This is a genomic window from Pseudomonas graminis, assembly GCF_013201545.1.
Taxonomy (GTDB): domain Bacteria; phylum Pseudomonadota; class Gammaproteobacteria; order Pseudomonadales; family Pseudomonadaceae; genus Aquipseudomonas.
Window position 1 is genome coordinate 3,335,375 of the sequence record NZ_CP053746.1, and the last position, 22,126, is coordinate 3,357,500.

A 22,126-nucleotide genomic window follows, 5' to 3' on the forward strand; every position below is an offset into this window, starting at 1 on the left:
TGGCTTCATTCCAGAAACGAGCCGAATGGAGGCTCCCAATGAACCGTCTTCTTGCCCTCTCCCTGTTACTCTCCGCCTCCGTTCTCGCCGGTTGTGCCGCTGGCAATCATCCTGAACTGCGCCCCTATAGCGCAGAGGAAACCCACCAGTTGGCCCTCGAAGACCTTAACCGTCGCGGCTTGTCCTACGACGAATTTCAGGCCCGCAAAGCCCAACTGATGGAACAGCCACAGCTGCAACGCGCCCACGAGTTCGATAACCGTGGCGAAGTGAACGCCGAAGTCAGCCTCCCTTCGAAAGCACGTCAGGGTTAAGTCGAAGGCTTACAACGCCAGCTTCAAATGCCCGCCCGCTTCCTTGTGACGCGCCTGGGTCCGGTGTTGCAGGCCCAGTAAGAAGTGATCCAGACCGTCATGCAGACGCTGGGTCAGCAGTTCATCCAACTCACCGCCCAACGCGTTTTCGCCGTAGCTGATCTGGCTGTCGATGGCGAACACGCCATGCAGCACTTCCTGGCATTTCAGCGCGGACAGCACCGGTTTAAGTGCGTAGTCCACCGCCAGCATGTGGGCGATGCTCCCGCCCGTGGCGATCGGTAAAACCACTTTGCCGTGCAGCGAACGCTCCGGCAGCAGGTCGAGCAACGTCTTCAGCGCCCCCGAAAACGACGCCTTGTACACTGGCGTGCCGATCAGCAAGCCGTCGGCCTTCGCCACCGCTTCGATGAAAGCCACGACCTGCGGGCTGTCGAATTTTGCGTAGAGCAGATCCTCGGCAGCAAAATCCTGAATGCGCACACCGTTCACGTCCACGCCACGGTCCTTGAGCCAGTGCGCGGCATGTTGCAGCACTACGCCCGAGCGCGATCGGGTGGACGGGCTACCTGAAATCGAGACTACTAACATGGGTTGTTTCCTTAGGGTCAGTCACCCGAGGTGCAAGGCACCGAGCAGGCCGCGTTCAACGCGAAAGTAATGGGCGTGAAGACCCTTTGCCAGGACTGAAGCAGCATGCGTGCCAGCGCTCTCCATCGCCCGCCGCCCCCGTCAATCCAGCGAGCACCCACAGCTGCAATCCTGCCAACCACCCCAAACTGTTGATCCAGGCGCAAGCGACTGTTGATCCACTGTTTCCCCAGCGACACTTGCCCTCATCAAATCAAGCCCAAAAAAAATCCCCGCAGTCGGACCACTGCGGGGATTTCTCTGTTGCTCTGCTGTCAGCTTGAAGCTTCACACTTGCCGCTTGAAGCTGCCTGCCCTATCAATTCCTGAACATCGCACCCGTCTGGATGATGTTGTTCGAGCCCAGCAACTGGCTCACGTAACGGCTCCAGCGAGTGATGTTGGCCGGGCCGACAAACACCACGTCCTGAGCCGCCAGCTCGAAGCCTTTCGCCAGCGCATAACTGGTCGGCTTCTTCGCCGCCAGGTGAAAAACCGTCGCACCGTGGGTGGCATCCTGTGCACGAATCACATACACCGCGTCGCCATCTGCCGCATCGGGGCTCAGGCCGCCGGAGGTGCCGAGGGCTTCCAGCAACGTCACGCTGGTGGTGCTGAACGAGATCACCTGTGGGCGCTGAACTTCGCCCAGTACGTAGATCTTGTTCTTCGAGTTGCTGTTGAGGTGCAGGTAATCGCCGTCCTTCAGGAAGATCTTGCTGATCTGCGAATCCTTGCGGTTCAGCGAGTCAACGTCGATCACGTAATCCTTGCCGTCGCGACGCAGGGTCAGACCGGCAAGGTTGGCGTCGGTCGAATCAAGACCGGCCTGGCTGATGGCCTGAACCAGGCTCAGCGGAATGTTGGTGATCGGTTGCGGGCCCGCCGATTTGAAGGCACCCGAGAGCAGAACGCGCTGGCTGTTGTAACGCAGCACTTTGACGTCGACTTTCACTTCGGTGTACTGCGGTGCCAGACCCATGCGCAGTTGGTCGCGGATCTGTGAAACGGTCTTGCCGGCGGCCTGGATACGGCCCACGTACGGGAAGAACACGGTACCGTCGTTCAGCACTTCGCGGCTGTTGGCATCCAGTTGTTCCTGGGAGCCCGGCGCGGTCAGTTCAGGGTGTTCGAACACGGTCACCAGCAAGGCGTCGCCGGGGCCTACGACGTATTCAGGCGTCTTGTAGCTCAGCAATTCTGGTGGCAGCGGTTTGGCCGCTGCGTCCGCGGTTTTCTGCTGCTGCGCAAGCGTGGCGGGGGTGATGTTGATCAGCGTGACCTCGGGACCGTCGGGGTCTTTGTCGGTGACATCGCTGTAAGACATGTACTGACCGGGGGCGAATGCGCAGCCTTGCAACACCAGACTGGAAAGCAGCACGACCGCTAACGTTACTTTCATATGAATGTTCCTTCTAATCCTAATAGGTGCGTACTGGCACCGCAGTGATTTCTTTGCATCCCTTACTTACACCGAACATCGGATCACATTCGCTCATGCACCCGTGCACCTCCCGCCGAGCTTACTAGCCCTTGGCCATGTTTGTTGTAATTGGCAGATTTTTTTTAAAAGGCGTTCTTGTTGACGAAGCCTTTGAAGAGCGTCAGCAGGATGATTTTCAAGTCCAGCCAGACCGACCAGTGCTCGATGTACTGCAGGTCGAATTCAACGCGTTTCTGCATCTTGTCCAGCGTGTCTGTTTCGCCACGCCAGCCGTTGATCTGTGCCCAGCCGGTGATGCCCGGCTTGACCTTGTGCCGCAGCATGTAGCCCGACACCTGCTTGCGGTATTGCTCGTTGTGCGCCACGGCATGGGGGCGCGGGCCGACGACGGACATATCGCCGAGCAGCACATTGAAGAACTGCGGCAGCTCGTCCAGCGAAGTGCGACGCAGGAAAGCGCCCAGCGGCGTGATGCGGCTGTCGTTGCGCGTGGCCTGGGTCACCACGGCGCCGTTTTCCTGCACGCTCATGCTGCGGAATTTCCAGACCATGATCGGCCGACCGTCCAGCCCATAACGGCGTTGACGGAACAGCACCGGGCCTGGCGAGGTGAGCTTGATCGCCAGAGCGATCAGCATCAGCGGCAGGGCGATCATCGTCAGAATGAGGCTCGACAGCACGATGTCTTCCAGACGCTTGACCACGCTCCACGCGCCATCCATTGGCGAGTCGAAAATGCTGATGCTCGGCAAACCGTTGATGCTCTCGCTGCGGGCGTGCAGCAACTCGAACATGAACACGTCGGGGATCACGTAGACCGACGCGGTGGTGTCGCTCAAGCCTTTGATCAACTCCTGCAGACGCGCCTGCGCGCCCAGTTCGAGGGTGATGTACACCTTGTCGATCTTGCCGTCGCGGGCGTCCTGGATCAGTTGATCCAGATCGCCCAGCACCGAAATGCGTCGGCCGATGCGCGCCAGGTCGATCTGCTGCGGCGCTTCGTCATAGAAACCCAGCAGGTTCAGGCCCATCCACGGCGCGCGTTCGATGGACATTGCCAGGCGTTCGCCGCAATGGCCGGTGCCGACAATCGCCACGCGGCGGGTGTTGAAACCCTGGGCGCGCAAGGTGTGCAGCACGCTGCGGATCGCCAGGCGATAGCCACACAATGCCACCAGCACGACGGCAAACCAGGCCATCTGGCTGTTGTCCGCCAGATCGTCGGGCTGCAACAGCAGGTAGTCGACGAACAGCAGCAGCACGAAGGCCAGGCCCCAGTAATTGGCGACCTTCAGCAGCTCGCGCGCAATGCGCTCGCCACGCCACGAGCCGTACAACTGGTGGTATTCGGCCAGCCAGTGAAAGGCCACCGCCGCCAGCAGAATCTGCATCCAGGCTTCGCTGCTCATCGGCATACCGGTGAGCAGGTTGACGCCGTAACCGCCGACCGCGATGACCGCCAGATCGAGCAACCGGTGAGCGACGGACAGCGACGATGAATGGGCATGCAGAATGCCCCTTAATGGAGTGCGCATAGGCTGGGCTCGCTCAGACGGATTTGATCGGAACAACGCGGGCGGAAAGGTCGTTGCTGACCAGTGTCGGCGCGGTCTGGACCGGCCGGATGTGCGCAGGCTGGCGGCTTTGACGAGCTGCACTCAGGCGGGTCTCGACGAACTGGCGCATTTCCAGTTCGAAGCGGGCTTCGCTGAAGCGTTCGGCGTTGGTCCGGCAGGCTTGTGCGGTGATGCGTGAACCGTTGATCTCGAACGTCTCGATGGCGGCCATCAGCGACGCCACGCTTTGCTCCGGGTAGAGCACCCCGGTCGGCTGCGGATGATCCAGCCCGCAAACCGTTTCCACCACGCCACCCTTGGCGAACGCGATGACCGGCGTGCCGCAGGCCTGGGCCTCCACCGGGCTGATGCCGAAATCTTCTTCGGCGGCAAACACGAACGCCTTGGCGTTGCTCATGTGTTCCTGCAACACCGCAAACGGTTGATAACCCAGCAGGGTGACGTTCGGCGCGTTGACCGCAGCGGCCTTGGCCTTTTCCATTTCCGGACCGTCGCCGATCACCACCAGACGCTTGCCCGGCATGGCCGCGAAGGCTTCGATGATCATCGGCATGCGCTTGTACGGCACCATGCGCGAGGCGGTGAAGTAGTAATCCTGCTTCTCTTCCTGCAGGGCGAAACCCCGGGTGTCCACCGGCGGGTAGATCACCGTGGATTCACGGCGGTAGGCCTTGGTGATGCGCGCGCCAATGAAGTGCGAGTTGGCGATGAAGTCATCGACGCCTGCGGCCGTGCGCTGATCCCACATGCGCATGTAGTGCAGGATCATCCGCGCCACTTTGCCTTTCAGGCCTGTGCTCAGGTTCGCCTCTTTGAGGTACTGATGCTGCAGGTCCCAGGCGTAGCGGATCGGCGAGTGCACGTAGCTGACGTGCAACTGGTCCGGGCCGCACAGGACGCCTTTGGCCACCGCGTGGCTGCTGCTGATGATCAGGTCGTAACCGGACAGGTCCAGTTGCTCGATGGCCATCGGCATCAGCGGCAGGTAGCGCTGGTATTTGGTTTTGGCCTTGGGCAGGCGCTGTATGAACGTGGTCTTCGCGACTTTGCCGCCCAGCTGTGCGCGGTCCTGGTCGCTGAGGAAATCGATGACGGAGAACAGATCCGCCTCGGGCCAGATTTTGATCAGCGATGCCAAAACCCTTTCGGCACCGGCGTACGTCACCAACCAGTCGTGGACGATTGCAATCTTCATTGAAATTCTCTGCATTAACGGCTGAGGGACGCCCGATACGTCGAGCCAGGCTCGCGAGGGCCATCCCATGCCTATCCATGTGCGCAGGCGCTAAATCAGACGCTGACAGGCTGCGTCTCGGCGTTGCGGTTATTAAGGCGTTTTCCGAGCTGTATGAAAGGGTGTTCGATGTAGCGGAAGCACAGATGGGCAGCGCCCAGGGTCAGCACTGTCGCGACCATCGCCACCAGCAGGCCCGGCGCGTCGGTGCCGCGCAGCAGGAATTCGCTGAGCATGCCCATCGACGGGTGCAGCAGGTACAGCGAGTAACTCACTGCGCCCAGCCAGACCAGCGCCGGGTGGTTCAGACGCACACTGCGGGTCAGCAGCACGAAGCTGACAATGGCCACCGCGTAGGTGAAGCAGTAACGGCCCCAGGTTTCGCCGGTGCCCATGTCCTTGCTGTAAGCCATGATCAGCGTCGGCGGTAACAGCACGGCGAAGGCCACGAACAGCATTTTCAGGTTCCGCGTCAGCGCCGGGCTGTGTTCCGCCAGCAACCACTGGCGCCACACGGAGCCAAAGAACATCAGCGACAACGCGAGCGGAAGGGCCACCGGCAGTTTGTGTTCAGTCAGCGCGCGGGCCACGCTCATCGCCAGCGCTGCGAGCAGAAACACCAGCGAACAGCGCGCCCGGAACGCCAGGTCATACAGCTTGCCGGCGATAAACAACGCCAGGCACAGGCCGTAGAACACCAGTTCGATGAACAGCGTCCAGTACAGGCCGACCACGTCGTCGAAGCCCAGCGCCGCCTGCACCATGGTCAGGTTCGCGACGATCTGCGGCCAGGACGGCAACGGCGCGCCGCTCAACTGAAGCATCAGCACAAACAGCACCAGTGACAGCCAGTAGGCCGGGTACAAGCGCATGAAGCGTGAGATCAGAAAACGCCGGGCGCCATCGGGGACCGGCTTCAGGCTGTAGGGAATCACTACGCCGCTGATCATGAAAAACCACAACACCCCCAACTTGCCGGGGTCGATCAGGTAATCCAGCACCCAGACGTGACCAATGACCGGTGCATACAAATGGGTGAAAACCACCATCAAGGCGGCGATGCCGCGCAATGCGTCGAGATAGGCAAGGCGTTTCATGGCAATGCCTCAGAGCTTGCTGGAAGATTCGCGACCCAGGGCATCGCTGCCCTGGCTGCTGCGCCGGTCTCTGGCCGGACTCAGCAGCGCGTCGATGCGTTGGGAAACCTGGCGTGCCGACTCTTCCCAGGAAAACCGCGCTACGTTGTTCAGTCCGCGCCGACGCAGCGACTGGCGCAGCGGCATGTCCGTCAGGATGCGTTCCATGGCGGCGGCCATGTGCTCAATGTCCAGCGGGTCGAAATACAGCGCGCTGGCCTGCAGCACTTCAGGGATCGACGCCGCGTTGGCCGCCAGCACCGGGCAACCACAGGCCTGTGCTTCCAGGGGCGGAATGCCGAAGCCTTCGTACAGCGACGGAAACACAAACGCCGTTGCGCCCTGGTACTGGCTGATCAGTTCGTCATCGCTCAGGCGACCCAGAAAGCGGATGCGCGGGTCACGACTGGCCAGGCGTTGCAGGTTGTCGTCGCTGAAAATCCCGCTGGCGCCACCGACAATGCGCAGCTGCAGATCATCGTGGCCGCGCAGCAGCAGGAACGCCTGAATCATCCGGCTGAAATTCTTGTGGGCGCTGGGCGAAGACACCGCCAGCAAGTAATCCTGTTGCTCTTTAAGGGGCGGCCCCGGTTGAAACGCACCGCTCACGGCATTGGGCACCACGAAAATTTTCTTCTCCGGGAATTTGTAGAACTGCGAGATCTCGCCCTTGGAGAAGGCGCTCACCGTCAGCAGCGACTTGATCCGCGACAGCATGATCGGCGTCATGGTCCGGTAGAGCAGGCGAAAGGTGCGCGTGTAGCTTTCCGGGTGACGCACATAGGTGACGTCGTGGTGGGTCGCGATCTGATTGCCGTACAGCAGCGGCGCGGTGCTGCACAGCGAAATCAGCAGCGGGTTGCCCTGACGGCGCAGGTACAGCGGCAGGTCCAGTTGCTCCCACAGGTGGCCGCTGTGACTGCCGATGCATTGCACGTCGAGGGCTTTGGCGCTCTCGTGCATCTGAATGCCGTGGGGGGCCACAAACACCACGTCGTCGCGCAGTTGCTTGAGGGCCAGGCAGATCTGTTCGGCGAAGCGTTGAACGCCACGCAATTCCTGGGTCAGGAAACGTGCATTGATCACAATCATTGTGGTCGACCTGTAGAAGAGATAAAGGGGTCGTGCGCAGGCGCCTTCAGCGCGCTCAGTCAAGAGCCGTCAGCACCCTGAATGAAGGGGCGCTCGAAAGGCGGGCCAAAAAAAAGGCAGAATTCAGGGCAAGGCAAACAGTGCCGGGCGTGTGCCCAGGCTTATTATTTTCGGGAAGTCATCAATCGGCACTTGCGCCGAGCAACGCCCGTCGTTGCAGTTCCACGGGATACCGCTGTCGACCTGCCCCCGTTGTGGCTGGCGGGTGTCGATGTATTGCACGTTGCCGCGCAGCACACTACTGGCGTCGACCTTGATCGATCGCGGCAGCCCGGCGGTCCAGGCGACCATGATCTGCTCTGACCCCTTGGCGAATCGCAGCAGGTATTGCGAGTCGATTTCGCGACTCTTTTCAGCGTCGTAGCGGAACTGATGCAGCGTCGGGCTGATGGCCTTCAACGTCAGGTACGCCTGTTTGATGCTCAGGTCCTGATTGAGCAGGCCGAAGTTCTGCTCAGGATCAGTGCCGTCGGGACCGTCGTTGAGCAGGCCGTTCCACCACATGCCCTTGATGTTGGGCATCGTCTGCGCAAGGAAGAAACTGCGCGCCAGGAACGCTGCCTGGGTCTTCTCGTCACCGCCGCAACGCCCGTCGTTGCTGGGCCAGCCCATCTCGGTGAGGTACAGCGGCACCGGGCCTTTGTTGCGGTTCCTGTCCGTCAGGTCCTCGCTGATTCGTCGCAGCCAGGCAATCCAGTTTTCCGGGGTATTGCGCTCATCCGAACGGCAATACACATACGGATGAAGCGACAACCCGTCGACATGGTTCAGCAGCCCCGATTCCACCAGCCGGTCGGCGAATCCCAGGTCCATGCCCTGACTGGTCACGGCGCCGGCCAGAATCACCATCGGCCGTTGGTTGGCGCGAATGCGCTTGGCCGTTTGCTCGATGAGCAGGCTGTAGTCCCTGGCGAACGCCGGGTCGACCGGGTTTTCCTTGTCCCACTCGTTCCAGATCTCGTAGAAGTCCACGCTGTCGGTGAGCTGGCGGGTGACGAAGCTGGCGTAGTTGCCGTAAGCATCGCGCACCGAGGGTTTTCGCGGTTTGGCGTAGTTCTCGTAAAACGGGTTGCCGTAGCCCAGCACCAACAGCGGTCGCAAACGGTTTTCCTGGGCGGCGCTCAGGAATGACTGCCACGAAGGCTCGATCTTCAACGACCCTCGTCGGGGCTCGGCGCTGGACCAATAGGCATCGTCGCGCACCGAGTCGACACCCGCCGCTTTCAGCAGTTGCAACGCGCGGACGGAGGTGCCGGGCTTGTTCATCAAGTGCGTGTCCACGCCGATGATGAACGCTTCGTCCGCCCGCGTGATGCAGCTGATCAACAACCCTAGCAACAGGACCGCCGAGGGTCGTCGTAACCGGGGCAGGTAAGGGATAAACATGGCTTGTCTCAATGAAGAGGCACGGTCCGGAGCGCTTGCTCAGGTAGGTCGCGGGCCGTCGGCGGTAATGTCGGCATCGCGTACAGGCATGCCGCTGTGTTCAAACGGGGTGCGGCAGTGTCTGCCGGTTGCGCTGGGCGACATCGTCCAGCAGCGTCTGGTCGAAAATACTTTGGTAACTGTCGAGCATCAGCTCCAGGTTCAGTAACGACGCCACGCTGACCCGCGCCTCACCGCTCAGACGCGCCAGTAATTCCGGGTTCTGGTGCAACCGCAACATCGCCTGGCCCAGTGAGTCGGGATCCTGCGGGTCGCACAGCAAACCGTTTAGCGGGTCCTGAATGATTTCAGGCAAACCGCCCATGCGGCTGGCAATCACCGGCACCGAGTGGGCGCAGGCTTCGACGGCAACCATGCCGAACGGCTCGTTCCACAGCGAAGGCACCACGGCGACATCGATCTGGCGGTAGAACGTTTCAGGCGTCTGATAACCGACGAAGCTGATCTTCGACGAATTCGCCAGGGCCTTGAACGTGGCTTCGTCATCCGTCTGGCCACGTCCTGCGATCTGCAGCGTGGCGTCGAAGGGCAGTCGCTGAAATTGCTCGATCAGCCAGGCCACGCCTTTCTGATGGGACAGCGTGCCCATGTAGCCGAAGCGCAACGGCGCTTTTTTCACTGCGAGATCCGTTTGCCGCCGCTGATGGGGCGAGGCGGTCGGCGGGGTGAACGGGCTGGCGTTGTGCACGACGTACGGGCTGGCGTTGCTGAAATATCCGCGCAACTGCAGCTTTTCAAGAATGAATCGACTGACCCCGACCACCGCCGCGACCTGCGCTGACCGAACATCGTGGCCCTTGCGAAAGGTCTGGCAGCTGCCGCATTGCTGCTGGCAGCATTGGCCGCGTTTGAACATGTTGCTGCTCGGGCACATCAGGTACATGTCATGCAGCACCTGGACGATCGGCAGCTTTGCAGCGGTGATCTCGTCCCAGACCGACACCGACCAGCCGGCCAGGTTATGGCAGACCACCAGTTGCGGCTGCGCGTTGCCGATGACCTTTTTAACGTAGCTGCGCATCGCGCCGTTGTAGCGGTCGCGCAGATGCCAGCCCAGGCGCGCCAGACGGCCAGGCCGCTGCGCACCGAAATGCCAGTAGAAGTTACGCAGGCCGGCGCGGTAGACCTTGACGCCGTTCACCGCTTCAACGCTCAAACCTGCGTCGGGGCCGGTCACTAGCACGCTGACTTCACAGCCGCGCTGCTGCAGGCCTTCGACGGTACGCTGAAGAATGATTTCCGCGCCGCCTCCAATGTGAGGGGCATACAGGCTGCTGATGAACAGTATTTTCATAATGGATACGACTGATTCAGACCCAGTACCCCGGACTCACCGTCACGGATGGCTTTTTCGATCAGGCCCAGGCGTTCCTCGGCACCGCGTCGCTTGGCGATCAGCCGCAGCAGGCGGAAGAACACCCAGCGGTTGAGGCCGTACAGCAGCGACGAATTGGCCCAGATGTTCTTGTCGAACCAGGCCTGGTTGCGCGCGCCGTAGTAGGCGCGCAAGTCCGAGCCGCCCAGCAGGAAGCTCTCGTAGATGTTGTTGGTGCGCGCCTTGATGTTCCACGAGCTTTCCAGGTCATCGAGCAAGGCATCCGGCACCAGGAAGATCCGGCCGCCACCGGCGGTGATGCGAAAGGTGTATTCGCTGTCGTCGGCATAGAGCATCAACGCATCCAGAGGCAGGCCGATGCGGCGATACAGGTTGCGATGGGCGAGCAGGCCGCCGTAGGTAGCGAATGGCAATTGCACCATCGGCAGTTTGCGATGGGGGCTTTGCGGCGCGCCCCACGGCAGGCGACGCCAGACCTTGTACGGCAGCTGCGCGATGTGAAAACCGAAAAAGCTCGAACGGCGCTGGATGGCGAAGCGATTCGGCACGCCGGCGGCGATATCCGCCTGATGGGTCGGACGAAAGCCCAGTACGGCGGCCTTGTCTTCGCCGTCGACGCGTTTACGTTCTTCGAGCACCTGATGCAGCGTGGCAATGGCGTTGATGGTCGGCGCGTTGTCGTCGTCCATCAGCCAGATGTGCTCGGCCCCGGCGTCCAGCGCGGCCTGAATCCCCACCGAATAGCCCCGCGCCGAACCGGTGTTCTCATGCATGTAGATCACGCTGACCTGGTTCGGCCAGTTGCGGCGCAGGGTGTCCAGCGGCGCGGTGGATGCGTTGCTGACAATGATCACACGGTCGATCAGCGGGCTTTCCAGCGAGCGGCTGACCAGCGTGTGCAGGTAGTTGAAACGATCACCATAGGTGAGCGTCACCAGCGTGGTTTTCTGGGTCATGGCGAGTTCCGGGCGAAGGGGGGTCAAGAGGCTGAAAGCATCAGCCCCGTGGGAATCAGGATGTGTGGGTCAAAATGTGTGGATCAGCACGGACAACGCTAACGGCTCACGCCCGCGCTTGCATCCGTGACAGGCTGCTGACCGGCAGGGTGACCTTTTGCTCGCGTTGCAGCAGGTTGAGCAGAATCACCGCACGTTCATCACCGTCGGCAGCCAGGAAGATCGCTTCGACGTCGTTGAAGCCCTCGGCCGTGACCCGCACCGTTTCGCCCTCTTGAAAGGCGACCCTGGCCGGCGGCGCCAACAGACGCTGGCGAATCTGCTCGATCAACGCATCCTGCACCGGAACCGGCATGCCGCCGAACGTAACGATGCGCGCCACGCCCCGGGTCGAGCGGATCGGGTACCAGTTGTCGCTGGCCTGGTCCATGTGGATGAACAGGTAACCGGGGAACAGCTCTTCTTCGGCTGGCGCCCGTGAGCCGCGTTTTTTCTCACCGCGCTTGACCGGGCGGTAGCACTCGAACTGCTGACGTTGCAGGTGCTCTGCGGCACGTGCTTCCTGACGGGGTTTGGTCTGGATGAGGTACCAGCGTGCGGAGCCACCGGAGCTATTGACGACTTCAGACATACACTTCACTCCACTGCGATCCGGTGCGACCCGGTCAGGACAACGTCAGGTTTTTGCGCCAGCCCGTGCATCATGACGGGCCTTGCGCAGGGTGGATTTTTGTCCAGCCCGTATTCGGTCAACAGTTGCTGCACCTGCTCGACGCAGTTGAACATCAGCACATCGATGATCGACAGGTTGGCGACGAAAGGTTGCCTGAACTGCCGATACACCACCGGGTTCATCCGGAAAAACCGCACCAGCAAACCGTTGCGGGCAAAGTGATCACGGTCGTAGAGCACCGAGCCGCCTTCCGGGGTAATGAACGTGGTGGCTTCAAACGTGTGAGCGATGCGGATAATGCGCTCTTGCTTGTCCGCAGCGCTACCTAATATCAGGTCCGAGCTGCGCAGGATCGGCGTTACGATGTGGAGATAAGCACACATTTCACGGATGGCGTGTTCGGCATACAGCGCGATGTTCTGCTGGGGGAAACGGATCAACCGTTCCAGCAGCGGCATGACCTGCGCGAAGTAGGGCGCCTCTCGGTAGCTCTCGGCGAGCAGATCGATCAGCCGTGGCGCTTCATCGCTGAAGTGCTCACACAGTTGACGCTGATTGATCTGCAGCTGAAAGCGGTCTTTCTTCAACGGGAAGCTGATCAGCCTGGCCGCGCCGTTGTGCAGGATGCGATTGCGATTGACCCAGCCGGACCGCACATACTGCAGATCATCTCCCAGGACGAAGACGTCTGCAGCAGCGATGAGCTGAAAGTAGCCCAGGTACGGGAACAAGTAGGGCTGCATCACTGCAAGGGTCCTGGCCATGTGTTTCTCCTTGGCGTGCGTGTCGATTTACTTGCGGACCGTGGTGTAGTCGTAACCGTATGCGGCGCAGTCGTAGTCGGCGGTCGACGCCTTGCGCAGGACGCCGTTGAAAATCGCACCCTTGATCAGAATGCCGTTGTGCATCAGGCGGCGTTTGCACGCTTCGATTTCCTTGGCGGTGCTCAGGCCGAAGCGGGTCACCAGCAGGCAGGTGCCGGACTGACGGCCGACCAGCGTGGCATCGGTCACGGCCAGAATCGGCGGGGTGTCGATGATCACCAGGTCATACAGCGGCGACAGCTCGCTGATCATTTTGTTGAAGTTGTCGTGCATCAACAGCTCGGACGGGTTCGGCGCCGCGTAACCGCAGGAGATGAAATCCAGGTTCCGCACTTCGGTGTGGTTGATGACTTCCTTGCTGCCCAGACGCGCAGCGAGGGTGTCCGACAAACCATGCTTGGGCGTCAGGTTGAACATCTTGTGCAGGTAGCCTTTGCGCATGTCGGCGTCGATCAGCAACACGCGTTTGCCGGTCTGCGCAATGATCACCGCCAGGTTGCTGGAGACGAACGACTTGCCCACGCCCGGCGTCGGGCTGGAAATCATCAGCACGTTGTTGCGGGCTTCGAGCATGGCGAAGTGCAGGCTGGTGCGCAGGCTGCGCAATGCTTCGATCGCCAGTTCCGTCGGCGCGCTGACGCTCAGCAGGCGTGGCTCCTTGCTTGTCGAACGGCTCTGGGCGGCCTTTTCCATGCGTTCCTGCAGTCGCGAATACGGCAGCGACGCGTACACCGGCATGCCGAGGTTTTCGATGACTTCCGGGTTGTCCACGCCGCGATAGAACGCCTGGCGCACAAACACGGTGGCAACGGCCAGCAGCAAACCGATCAGGGCGGCGACCAGCACGATGATTTTGCGCATCGGCTTGACCGGCTCTTCGACGTTGGCGTCTGCGTTGTCGATGATGCGAACGTTGCCGATGCTGCCGGCGCGCAGAATGTCCTGCTCCTGGCTCTTGTCCAGCAACAGGGTGTAGGTCTGCGAGGTGACCTGCATGTCACGGTTCAGGCGCAGCAGCTCTTGTTGCGTGGCAGGCAGGGCTTCGATCTTCTTCAGCAGCGCAGTTTTCTGTGCCTCAACCTGGCCGATCTGAGTCATCAGGGCTCGGTAGGTCGGATGCTCCGGCGTGTACAGACGCTCGACGTCGACGCGCTTCATTTTCAGGTCCGACAGGGTGCCTTCCAGCTTGACCACCTGATCCAGAACCGATTTGGTCTCAACGCTCAGGTCAACCGACTTGGCGCCCATCTGGAAGTTGTTCAGCGCGATTTCCGACTGTTCCAGCTGCTTGCGCACGGCAGGCAGTTGCGAACGCAGGAATTCCAGACGCTGGGCGGCTTCGGCCGAACTGCGCTCGACGTTCTGGCGCACATACAGGCGACTGACTTCGTTGAGGATGCGCTTGGCCAGTGCCGGGTCGGGGTCCTGAATCGACAGGTAGACGATCCCGGAGTCCTTGCCCGCTTCCATGATTTTCAGACGGTCCTGATAATCCAGCGCGGCGGTCAGGGTGCGTTGACGCACCACGGTGAACTCGGTGCCCGGACGGGCGTTGAGCGCAGCCACCTGGATTTTGATGCCGCTGCCTTCGACCGTCTGACCGACAGGGCCGCTGAGCAGTTTGTTACGGTCTTCGTCATACAGGGTGAAGGTGCCCGGTTTGCCCGCCACCATGGTCATCTTTTCGCCAAGCAGTGCGTCCGGCACGTCTAGCTGAAAGACGTCGATTTTTTCGCCGCCCCAGGCGTAGCTGTTCAGGCCGAACATCGGATCAGCCAGCGCGCCTTCACGCTCGGGCTTGAACCGACGCGCCATGTAGCTGCCCAGCCCCGGGATGTATTTGGGCTTCTGCACGATGTACAACTTGAGGTCATCAACGACCTTGCCCAGCACCGCGCGGGATTTGATCAGCTCGATTTCGGTGGTCGCCTGGGAAACCGACAGCGGCTTGCTGGAGACTTCGGTGCGGCCCTCGATGCCGACTTTGCGCGGCTCGATCTGAATCATCGCGTTGGCCTGGAAGATCGGCGTGGCGAGAATGGCGTAGGTGGCGCCGAGCAGGACGCAGATGCCGACAATCGACGCAATCAATCCTTTGTGATCGAAAAGTGTGCGCAAGATAGTCGCCAGATCGATCCGGGAGTCCTGGACCTCGTCCAGAGAAGTACGGTTCATAGCGGTCATTTATCTTGGATCTCCTGACTGAAGATAAGGAAGCCAGTCGTCGACGCAACGCGAAAGCTGCTCGTAGGTCTGTTCAAAGGCTAGTTTCGGGCGCCGGTAGGGGTCGGCGATTTCCAGCGCGTGTTGCCATTTGCCAATCAGAAACGTCTTGCCGCGTACCTCGGGGGCCAGCTTGAGGACGCTCTGGGTCTGACGATGCTCCATGACCAGAATCAGCTCTGCTTCGTGGAGCATCTGCCGATCGATCTGACGGCTTCGATGTTTGTGGGCGGGGACGTCATTGACCAGCAGCACGGCCTGAGCCAGCGGGTCAATGGTGGAACTGAGCATGGCGTGGGTCCCGGCCGACGAGATCTGGACGCGCGCGTTCGGCACCCGTTGTCGGAACATGGCTTCGGCCATGGGGCTGCGACAGATATTGCCGACGCAGACCACCAGTACGTTACTGAACATGACCTTTGCTGAGGCTCGTCATCAGTCTCTTGCTGATGTTGGTGCTGAAGTTCTGCCCGACCGCCAGGAGCGTCTGCATCTTGCGCTTCGGGGTAATCGCCGACAGCGAGTACTCGACCAGCTCCATCAGGAAGTGCTCATACAGCTCCTGATTACCGAGTCGGTTGTAGTAGTTGGCCAGGGCGCCGGAGGTCTGCAGCGCCATGTGCAGCTTGCGTTTGTTGGAGCGCATGGAAAACACGCCTCCCGGGTGCAACCGATACATCGCCGGCTTGACCTCACCCATGAATTTGCCCTTGCCGTAGGCACCGAGCAGCGACCACCAGACCAGATCATTGAGTGGCGCGGCGCGCAGCTCGGGCGGCAACGAATCGAAGACGTTGCGGAATACCGTGGTCAATGTCGAGATCGGCCGCGCCTTCTGCAGCTCCAGCGCCGTGGCATCCCCGCGCAGCTTGCCTTGCAGCTGGATAGGGTACTGGCCGCTGATGTCGAAGGGGATCGCGTCGTGGTAGGTCAGCACGTAATCCGGGTTGTTTTCGAGGAAGTCCACCTGGATCTGCAGCTTGCGCGGGTCAGTCCAGTAATCGTCGCCTTCGCAGTAAGCGATGTAGCGGCCACGCGCTTCGCCGAACAGGCGCGGCACCGGCGGGTTGTTCTGCGAGTACTGATTGGTCTCGTGATAGAAGGGCCGGATCAGCGTCGGGAAGCGCTTGGCGTAATCGGCAATGATACGGGCAGTACCATCCGTGGAGGCATCGTCGTTCACCAGGATTTCGAAGGCGAACGTGGTTTGCTGCATCAGGAAGCCTTCCAGCGTCTGGGCGACGTAGGCTTCCTGGTTGTAGGCTGGACAGACGATGCTGACCAAGGGCGCGGCGGACGGCGAGGTGCTCGTCTTATTGCTATTAGCATCCATGGCTTGGGTACTCGGAGTTAAACACTGGGTTTGCTGAACAGAACGGAAATCTTCATGACTAGCGGCTTGTAGCTGGCGGCCACAATCAGCAGCGTGAGCAGGCCGCTGACGGCCAGACCCAAGAAGATGCTGATGCGGTTTTCATTGGCGATCAGGCGTAGCAAGGGCTCGGTGATCGCAAGGCCCACGCCGGTCATCACGCTGATGCGGATGATGTCGCGCAGCCATTGGCTGTGAATGCCCGGGGCCAGGCGCTGGTGGACGATGACCGGCCAGACGGCGAAGGACACGACGCGCAACACGAACCAGGCGATCGCCGCGCCGTAAGCGCCATAGCCACGAATCGCCAGAAACATCACCGGCACCGTGATCAGCGCCGAAACGATGCTGTACCAGACATGCAGGTGCATGCGCCCGTAGGCGTATTGCAGGTAAAACTGGAAAGCGCTGACGGCCATGATGGCGCTGCCCAGCGAGTACCACGGCAGAATCGTTCGGCTCCAGTCGGCAGCAGGGCGATCCCCCGACCAGGCAAAGACCATTTCGTCGGCGTGCAGCGCGATCAGCGCCGCGAGCGGGAACAGGAACGTGCACACAAACCGGTTAGCCGCCAGATACAGCTGATGCATGTCGTCCCGGCGCCCTTCGGCCATCAAAACGGTGAGGCGGGGCAGCAGCGTCTGCGCCAGCGGGTTGGAGAGCATCATGATCCCGGTGGTGATCAGCGCCACCAGCGAGAAGTAACCATATTCATTGAGCGGCAGCAGCTCGGAGAGCAGCACCTTGTCGATCTGGGTCAGCACGATCCACAGCACCGCGGTGCCGGACATGCTCGCCGCGAACGGGATGATCGGCTTGACCAGATCCCAGTCAAAACCGGTCAGCGGCGATGGCGTCGGCATCTGCTGATAGGCACGGGCCGCGAAGATCACAGCTTCGATCAGGCCCACCAGCGCCTGGAATTCGAAGAAGTGCACCGGGTCGTGGGAAATCGTGCTCACCAGCAGCAGGCCACCGAAGTAGCGCAGCGTGGCGATGATAACGTTGGCGATGTTCAGCCATGCATGCTGCTCAAGGCCTTGAATCCCGCTTTTATAGAGCGTTGAAAACAGGCGCAGGGCGATGACGATGCCCATCAGCCCGATGCACTGCACCAGCGTTTCGGTCGACAATTGCTGAGCATTGAGCCAGTGCACGGCGATCCATTCGCTGCCGGCGTACATCGCCACGCAGCAGAACCCCGCCAGTGGCAGGAAAATGATTTCGAACGAGCGCAGCAGGCGGCCTGTGTAGCGATCCAGTCCCTCACTGCCTTGTCGATGCGCCACTGCCCTGACCAGACTTGGCGACAACCCCGCATCCAGCAATTGCAGCCAGGCCTGCAGCACTGAGAAGAACCCGATCAGCCCGTATGCCTCGGCGCCCATGTGGCCGAGATAGAACGGCATGATCAGGATCCCTACGAGCAGCGTGTAGGCCTGGCCTGCATAGCTCAACGCAGTGTTGCGTATGACTGAGCGCTTGGTTTGCATCGAAAGTCCTTCCGGCGAAACAGGTGAATGGCGCAATGGCTGGCCCGGCGGTGTTACATGACCTGCGCGAGGGACGGCACACGGTAGGGCGAGTGGGCGCCGCTGGTTTCGGCGATCACCGTGCTGATCACGCGGTCCTGATCGTCGCGCAGCAGGCCTGGGTAAATCGGCAGACACAGCACGCGCTCGCTCAATGAACGCGAAGCGGTTTGTGCCGCTTGCGGCTGCAAGTACTCAAGGGTGTCCAGCGAGGGATAGAAGTAACGACGCGGGTTGATCCCGTTGGTGTTCAGCGCTGAACGCAAACGCAGCAGTTGCTGTTCGTCGCTCAGGGCGATTGGGTAATAGCTGTGATTGAGCTGGCTGTTGTTTTCCGGCCGCTGCAGGTCGACGTAATCGCCCAGGCGGGTGGTGTAGCGGTCAGCGATTTCGGCACGTTCCTGAAGAATGTTCTCGATGTCGTCGAGAATGCACAGGCCCATCGCGGCGGAGAATTCGTTGAGCTTGGCGTTGATGCCGATGCCTTCGATCTTGTCGACGTCAACGATGCCGAAGTTGCACAGCAGGTGAACCCGGCGCGCTGTTTCGTCATCGTTGGTGATGATCGCGCCGCCTTCGATGGTGTGAAACAGCTTGGTGGCGTGGAAGCTCAGGGTGCTGATGTCGCCCCAGTTGAGCACCGACTGGCCAGCGTGGCGCACGGCGAAGGCATGGGCGCCGTCGTACACGACTTTCAGATTGCGCCGACGGGCGATCTCTTCGATGCGCTCGACAGCGCACGGATTGCCGAACACGTGGGTGCCGACAATGGCAGTGGTGTCGGAGACGATGCGGCTTTCGATGTGGTCGGGCGAGATGTTCCAGGTCTGGGCGTCGATGTCAGCGAAGATCGGTCGAATGCCTTCCCACTGCAGCGAACTGCTGGTCGCGACGAAGCTGAACGGCGTGGTCACTGCGCTGCCGCTCAGGCCCAGCGCGCGATAAGCGACCTGCAGGGCGAGGGTGCCGTTGTTGGTGAGGATGACGTGTTTGACGCCCAGATATTCTTTCAGGCGTTGTTCGAGCTCGCACACCAGCGGCCCGTGGTTGGTCAGCCAGCCGCGCGCATAAATGCCCTCGACGTAGCCCTTGAACTTGTCGATATCGCCCAGGTAAGTCTTGGTGACGTTGATCATCGAATTCTCCATTTCAGATGCAAAGCTTTTAAAAGGCTTTTGGGCAGTGATGCGGTGGCGCCGGTCTGACGCCGGGCCGTCAACGCCAGGTTCAAGGGGAATCAGTTGGGGGTGGATGCCGGCGGCGGGTTGCCTGCCTTGTTGCTCATCCGCCGCGCGCGGCCTTGATTGATTTTCAGGATCAACCGGGTGGCCAGGCTGCCGGTATGGGGGTCACCGAAGTGGAAGAGCGCGGTGGCGCGCTTCACGTCCGGCCGGCAGGCCTGATTGGCGTGCAGGCTGCGATAACCCCAGAAGAAATAAACGCTGCCCGGCTCCAGGCGCAGGACATATGGCTTAAGCCAGTTGCGCTGCATGCCTTTGATGATCCAGCCGCGGGTGATCTTGTTCTGCAGCAGAGCTTTCTCGATCACGTTGAACAACACCCATGAGCGCACCCGACGGATGTTGGGAAACAGCATCAGATCGCCGCGTCCTTCGCCTTCGCTGGGGATAAACACGGGGATCAGCGCGGTCACCAGGCTGGCGTCGTAATGGAAGCTGTTGGATTCGCGCTTGCCCTGATTGCCCTGCACGCAGCGCAGGACCGGGAAGATGCGGTCACTCGCAGCGTCGCGGCGGGCTGCATGCTTATAGAGACGACCCAGCAGCGCCTTGAAACGCGGGTCAGACCAGTAGCTCGCCAGCAGGCTTTCGCTCAGTGCAGCTTCGCCGTGGTAGGCAAAGTATTCGCCCCGGTGTTTCTGCGCCTGCTCGTCAGTCCAGGCCTGTAGCTGCTGCAGGTCCGAGTCCGGAACGGCCGCGTTCAGTTTTGCAAAGCCGTTGGTATCGATTTCGTCAGCCAGTCGCTGAACCAGCTGCTCATCCATGTCGAAAGATAAAGGCATTGCATCAGGCCCTCGGAGAGAGTGAGGAGTGCAGGGCAGGGGGTAGATTGCGCTTCAGGCACGCTACCGCCCGAATCTGCAGATCCTGCCGTTGTATTAATTAGGCGTGCATTCAAACGGCGGCCTTATTCAGCACTGGCTGACTAAAGCGTTGGGCAAAGCTACCGCCCCACCGAGCAAATTCAGTAATTCGAAAAAACCTTTCTTTGAACCAAAAACTGCCCACCGGCGCTGATTTCATACCGTTTGAATCGTCAACTTTTTGGGCAGTCGCAGGGTAATTAAGTCGGAATGCTCTCGGCGCACAGCTCTAGGGCCGCACTGCAAAAACGGGAAAACATTGGACGTGCCTATATATCGACGGAGGCGGAGTTTCTGTCAAATTATTTCGCCATCATTCTGTTAGTTTTTTGATAGGCGGGCCGTCAGCATCGCTAAGTCATTGATTTTATTTGGAGTCAATAAAACATCATTGCCCCGTCGTGGTGCGCGACGCTTTTTAGGCACTCCTGACGACCACCCAACTGGCCGTCAAAAATAACCGGGAAGACGTTTTTCCAACGTCAGAACTTGGGCGCGGGTGGGGTTAACGGTTTTATGGCGCTCAAGGATTGAATCCCGTCATACAAACGTAATGGTGCGGTTGAGTAACTAATCCACTGAGCGGTAAGTGTGTAATTAAGCGACCACAGCGGTGTTGCAGTTTTATAGATGGAACTGTGTTCGGTTATATATAAATCGAGGCGGGTGAAGTGATTGATATGACGAAGCTTTCATCAGTGCGCCAGGCAGTGGACCCTACGTGCCATTACTGCGCCCGACAGTGGAGGCGGCGCTGCGGTTGCTCAGCTTTGATCGCTGCTCCATTATCCGGGTCTGCGATGCAAACAATTCGGGTCACCAGGAGATTCAATGAATACGCAGTCGAAAACCACTGGAGTGGCGATGCAACGCCTTGCGCAGGCGCGCGCCCTGATGAGCCGTGAAGGCATCGACGCTTGGCTGGTGCCGTCGGCCGACCCTCATCTCTCTGAATATCTGCCGGGTTACTGGCAAGGGCGGCAGTGGCTGTCCGGCTTCCACGGTTCCGTCGGCACCTTGATCATCACCCAGGACTTCGCCGGCCTCTGGGCAGACAGCCGTTATTGGGAGCAGGCGAGCAAGGAACTGGCAGGCAGCGGTATCGAACTGGTCAAGCTGCAGCCCGGCCAGACCGGCCCACTTGAATGGCTGGCTGGCCAGGCAAAGGCGGATTCCGTCGTCGCTGTGGATGGTGCGGTATTAGCCGTAGCGTCGTCGCGTACGTTGGCTGCCAACTTGTACGAAAAAGGCGCGCGGCTTCGCACCGACCTCGACCCTTTAACGGAGCTGTGGAACGACCGGCCTGCGTTGCCGGCCCAGCCTGTCTATGAGCACGCGGCGCCCCACGCTACCGAAACCCGCACCGACAAACTCACTCGACTGCGCACAGTGATGGCCGAGCGCGGCGCAGACTGGCATTTCCTCGCGACGCTGGACGACATCGCCTGGCTGTTTAACCTGCGTGGCGCCGATGTCTCCTACAACCCGGTGTTCATCTCCTTCGCCCTGATCGGCCCGAACAGCATCAATCTGTTTGTCGCATCAGAAAAAGTCGATGCCGCGCTGCGAAGCACGCTGGAGCAAGAAGGCATCACCCTGCATGAATACACGCGCATCGGCACTGCGTTGCGCAACGTGCCCAAGGACGCCCGATTGCTGGTGGATCCGGCGCGGGTCACCTGTGGCCTGCTGGATTACCTGGACAGCGAAGTCACGCTGGTCGAAGGTTTGAACCCGACCACGCTGTTCAAGTCGCAGAAGAGTGCTGCCGACACCCGGCATATCCGCCAGGCGATGGAGCAGGACGGCGCGGCGCTGTGCGAGTTCTTCGCCTGGCTGGATTCAGCGCTGGGTAACGAGCCCGTCAGCGAACTGACCATCGACGAGAAGCTCAGCGCGGCGCGGGCCCGTCGTCCGAGCTACGTGTCCCAGAGTTTCGCTACCATTGCCGGCTTCAACGGTAACGGGGCGATGCCTCACTACCGCGCCACCGAAGAAGAGCACGCGCAAATCGAAGGTGATGGCTTGCTGCTCATCGATTCCGGCGGCCAATACCTGGGCGGCACGACCGATATCACCCGCATGGTACCCATCGGCACGCCGACGGCTGAGCAGAAGCGCGACTGCACGCGCGTTCTGAAGGGCGTCATCGCGTTGTCTCGTGCGCACTTTC

Annotated in this window: 19 protein-coding genes (1 of these 19 only partly in view); 2 read left to right on the forward strand and 17 right to left on the reverse strand. The window is 60.6% G+C overall.

Going from position 1 to position 22,126, the window contains the following annotated elements; genetic code table 11:
* Nucleotides 1-38: 38 nt before the first annotated feature.
* A complete protein-coding gene (locus tag FX982_RS14835) occupies nucleotides 39-314 on the forward strand; it encodes a hypothetical protein (RefSeq protein ID WP_122537774.1) in 276 nt (91 codons plus the stop codon).
* Between the two features lie 9 nt (nucleotides 315-323).
* On the opposite strand, the gene ssuE is transcribed toward FX982_RS14835, so the two are convergent.
* From ssuE to FX982_RS14920, 17 genes are all read right to left on the reverse strand, one after another.
* The gene (ssuE, locus tag FX982_RS14840; protein WP_172611430.1) at nucleotides 324-905 is read right to left on the reverse strand and encodes an NADPH-dependent FMN reductase; all 582 of its coding nucleotides are present in this window, start codon (nucleotides 903-905) and stop codon (nucleotides 324-326) included.
* Between the two features lie 358 nt (nucleotides 906-1,263).
* On the reverse strand, nucleotides 1,264-2,346 hold the full coding sequence (locus FX982_RS14845; protein WP_122537776.1) for a polysaccharide biosynthesis/export family protein: 1,083 nt from the start codon (nucleotides 2,344-2,346) through the stop codon (nucleotides 1,264-1,266).
* 164 nt (nucleotides 2,347-2,510) lie between these two features.
* Entirely contained in the window at nucleotides 2,511-3,923 is a 1,413-nt protein-coding gene (locus FX982_RS14850) for an undecaprenyl-phosphate glucose phosphotransferase (protein ID WP_172611431.1), read from the reverse strand.
* Nucleotides 3,924-3,936: 13 nt separating this feature from the next.
* Nucleotides 3,937-5,160 (reverse strand): glycosyltransferase family 4 protein, encoded by a 1,224-nt coding sequence (locus FX982_RS14855; RefSeq protein ID WP_172611432.1) that lies wholly within the window; start codon nucleotides 5,158-5,160, stop codon nucleotides 3,937-3,939.
* Nucleotides 5,161-5,255: 95 nt separating this feature from the next.
* A complete protein-coding gene (locus FX982_RS14860) occupies nucleotides 5,256-6,296 on the reverse strand; it encodes an acyltransferase family protein (RefSeq protein ID WP_122537779.1) in 1,041 nt (346 codons plus the stop codon).
* Between the two features lie 9 nt (nucleotides 6,297-6,305).
* Entirely contained in the window at nucleotides 6,306-7,427 is a 1,122-nt protein-coding gene (locus tag FX982_RS14865; RefSeq protein WP_122537780.1) for a glycosyltransferase family 4 protein, read from the reverse strand.
* A gap of 123 nt (nucleotides 7,428-7,550) precedes the next feature.
* Entirely contained in the window at nucleotides 7,551-8,873 is a 1,323-nt protein-coding gene (locus FX982_RS14870; RefSeq protein ID WP_172611433.1) for a hypothetical protein, read from the reverse strand.
* A 100-nt stretch (nucleotides 8,874-8,973) separates the two neighbouring features.
* On the reverse strand, nucleotides 8,974-10,227 hold the full coding sequence (locus FX982_RS14875; RefSeq protein WP_172611434.1) for a glycosyltransferase family 4 protein: 1,254 nt from the start codon (nucleotides 10,225-10,227) through the stop codon (nucleotides 8,974-8,976).
* Nucleotides 10,224-11,225, reverse strand: coding sequence for a glycosyltransferase (locus tag FX982_RS14880; protein ID WP_172611435.1), 1,002 nt, complete (start codon nucleotides 11,223-11,225; stop codon nucleotides 10,224-10,226). The genes FX982_RS14875 and FX982_RS14880 overlap by 4 nt, the downstream gene beginning before the upstream one ends.
* A gap of 106 nt (nucleotides 11,226-11,331) precedes the next feature.
* Entirely contained in the window at nucleotides 11,332-11,856 is a 525-nt protein-coding gene (gene rfaH, locus FX982_RS14885) for a transcription/translation regulatory transformer protein RfaH (protein WP_172611436.1), read from the reverse strand.
* A gap of 5 nt (nucleotides 11,857-11,861) precedes the next feature.
* Nucleotides 11,862-12,662, reverse strand: coding sequence for a WbqC family protein (locus tag FX982_RS14890; protein WP_172611437.1), 801 nt, complete (start codon nucleotides 12,660-12,662; stop codon nucleotides 11,862-11,864).
* A 27-nt stretch (nucleotides 12,663-12,689) separates the two neighbouring features.
* A complete protein-coding gene (locus tag FX982_RS14895; protein ID WP_122537786.1) occupies nucleotides 12,690-14,906 on the reverse strand; it encodes a polysaccharide biosynthesis tyrosine autokinase in 2,217 nt (738 codons plus the stop codon).
* The gene (locus tag FX982_RS14900; protein WP_172611438.1) at nucleotides 14,907-15,359 is read right to left on the reverse strand and encodes a low molecular weight protein-tyrosine-phosphatase; all 453 of its coding nucleotides are present in this window, start codon (nucleotides 15,357-15,359) and stop codon (nucleotides 14,907-14,909) included.
* A complete protein-coding gene (locus FX982_RS14905; protein ID WP_122624811.1) occupies nucleotides 15,349-16,278 on the reverse strand; it encodes a glycosyltransferase family 2 protein in 930 nt (309 codons plus the stop codon). Before FX982_RS14905 ends, FX982_RS14900 begins: the two co-directional genes overlap by 11 nt.
* A 17-nt stretch (nucleotides 16,279-16,295) precedes the next feature.
* Nucleotides 16,296-17,810, reverse strand: coding sequence for a lipopolysaccharide biosynthesis protein (locus FX982_RS14910; protein ID WP_172611439.1), 1,515 nt, complete (start codon nucleotides 17,808-17,810; stop codon nucleotides 16,296-16,298).
* A 53-nt stretch (nucleotides 17,811-17,863) separates the two neighbouring features.
* Nucleotides 17,864-18,985: a DegT/DnrJ/EryC1/StrS family aminotransferase gene (locus tag FX982_RS14915; RefSeq protein WP_172611440.1), complete on the reverse strand. Its 1,122-nt coding sequence runs from the start codon at nucleotides 18,983-18,985 to the stop codon at nucleotides 17,864-17,866.
* Between the two features lie 101 nt (nucleotides 18,986-19,086).
* On the reverse strand, nucleotides 19,087-19,872 hold the full coding sequence (locus FX982_RS14920; RefSeq protein ID WP_172611441.1) for a hypothetical protein: 786 nt from the start codon (nucleotides 19,870-19,872) through the stop codon (nucleotides 19,087-19,089).
* A gap of 912 nt (nucleotides 19,873-20,784) precedes the next feature.
* On the opposite strand from FX982_RS14920, the gene FX982_RS14925 reads away from it, so the two are divergent.
* Nucleotides 20,785-22,126, forward strand: the 5' portion of a protein-coding gene (locus tag FX982_RS14925; RefSeq protein WP_172611442.1) for an aminopeptidase P family protein. It continues 467 nt past the right edge of the window; only the first 1,342 of its 1,809 coding nucleotides appear in the window; the start codon lies at nucleotides 20,785-20,787; its stop codon lies off the right edge, out of view.

Bases quoted from the DNA above. Each gene is read 5' to 3' on its own strand.
- FX982_RS14865 (WP_122537780.1), bottom strand. From the start codon at position 7,427: ATGATTGTGATCAATGCACGTTTCCTGACCCAGGAATTGCGTGGCGTT.
- FX982_RS14845 (WP_122537776.1), bottom strand. From the start codon at position 2,346: ATGAAAGTAACGTTAGCGGTCGTGCTGCTTTCCAGTCTGGTGTTGCAA.
- FX982_RS14895 (WP_122537786.1), bottom strand. From the start codon at position 14,906: ATGACCGCTATGAACCGTACTTCTCTGGACGAGGTCCAGGACTCCCGG.
- FX982_RS14835 (WP_122537774.1), top strand. From the start codon at position 39: ATGAACCGTCTTCTTGCCCTCTCCCTGTTACTCTCCGCCTCCGTTCTC.
- FX982_RS14905 (WP_122624811.1), bottom strand. From the start codon at position 16,278: ATGGATGCTAATAGCAATAAGACGAGCACCTCGCCGTCCGCCGCGCCC.
- FX982_RS14920 (WP_172611441.1), bottom strand. From the start codon at position 19,872: ATGCCTTTATCTTTCGACATGGATGAGCAGCTGGTTCAGCGACTGGCT.
- FX982_RS14875 (WP_172611434.1), bottom strand. From the start codon at position 10,227: ATGAAAATACTGTTCATCAGCAGCCTGTATGCCCCTCACATTGGAGGC.
- FX982_RS14855 (WP_172611432.1), bottom strand. From the start codon at position 5,160: ATGAAGATTGCAATCGTCCACGACTGGTTGGTGACGTACGCCGGTGCC.
- FX982_RS14850 (WP_172611431.1), bottom strand. From the start codon at position 3,923: ATGCGCACTCCATTAAGGGGCATTCTGCATGCCCATTCATCGTCGCTG.
- FX982_RS14880 (WP_172611435.1), bottom strand. From the start codon at position 11,225: ATGACCCAGAAAACCACGCTGGTGACGCTCACCTATGGTGATCGTTTC.
- FX982_RS14900 (WP_172611438.1), bottom strand. From the start codon at position 15,359: ATGTTCAGTAACGTACTGGTGGTCTGCGTCGGCAATATCTGTCGCAGC.
- ssuE (WP_172611430.1), bottom strand. From the start codon at position 905: ATGTTAGTAGTCTCGATTTCAGGTAGCCCGTCCACCCGATCGCGCTCG.
- FX982_RS14890 (WP_172611437.1), bottom strand. From the start codon at position 12,662: ATGGCCAGGACCCTTGCAGTGATGCAGCCCTACTTGTTCCCGTACCTG.
- FX982_RS14860 (WP_122537779.1), bottom strand. From the start codon at position 6,296: ATGAAACGCCTTGCCTATCTCGACGCATTGCGCGGCATCGCCGCCTTG.
- rfaH (WP_172611436.1), bottom strand. From the start codon at position 11,856: ATGTCTGAAGTCGTCAATAGCTCCGGTGGCTCCGCACGCTGGTACCTC.
- FX982_RS14870 (WP_172611433.1), bottom strand. From the start codon at position 8,873: ATGTTTATCCCTTACCTGCCCCGGTTACGACGACCCTCGGCGGTCCTG.
- FX982_RS14915 (WP_172611440.1), bottom strand. From the start codon at position 18,985: ATGATCAACGTCACCAAGACTTACCTGGGCGATATCGACAAGTTCAAG.
- FX982_RS14910 (WP_172611439.1), bottom strand. From the start codon at position 17,810: ATGCAAACCAAGCGCTCAGTCATACGCAACACTGCGTTGAGCTATGCA.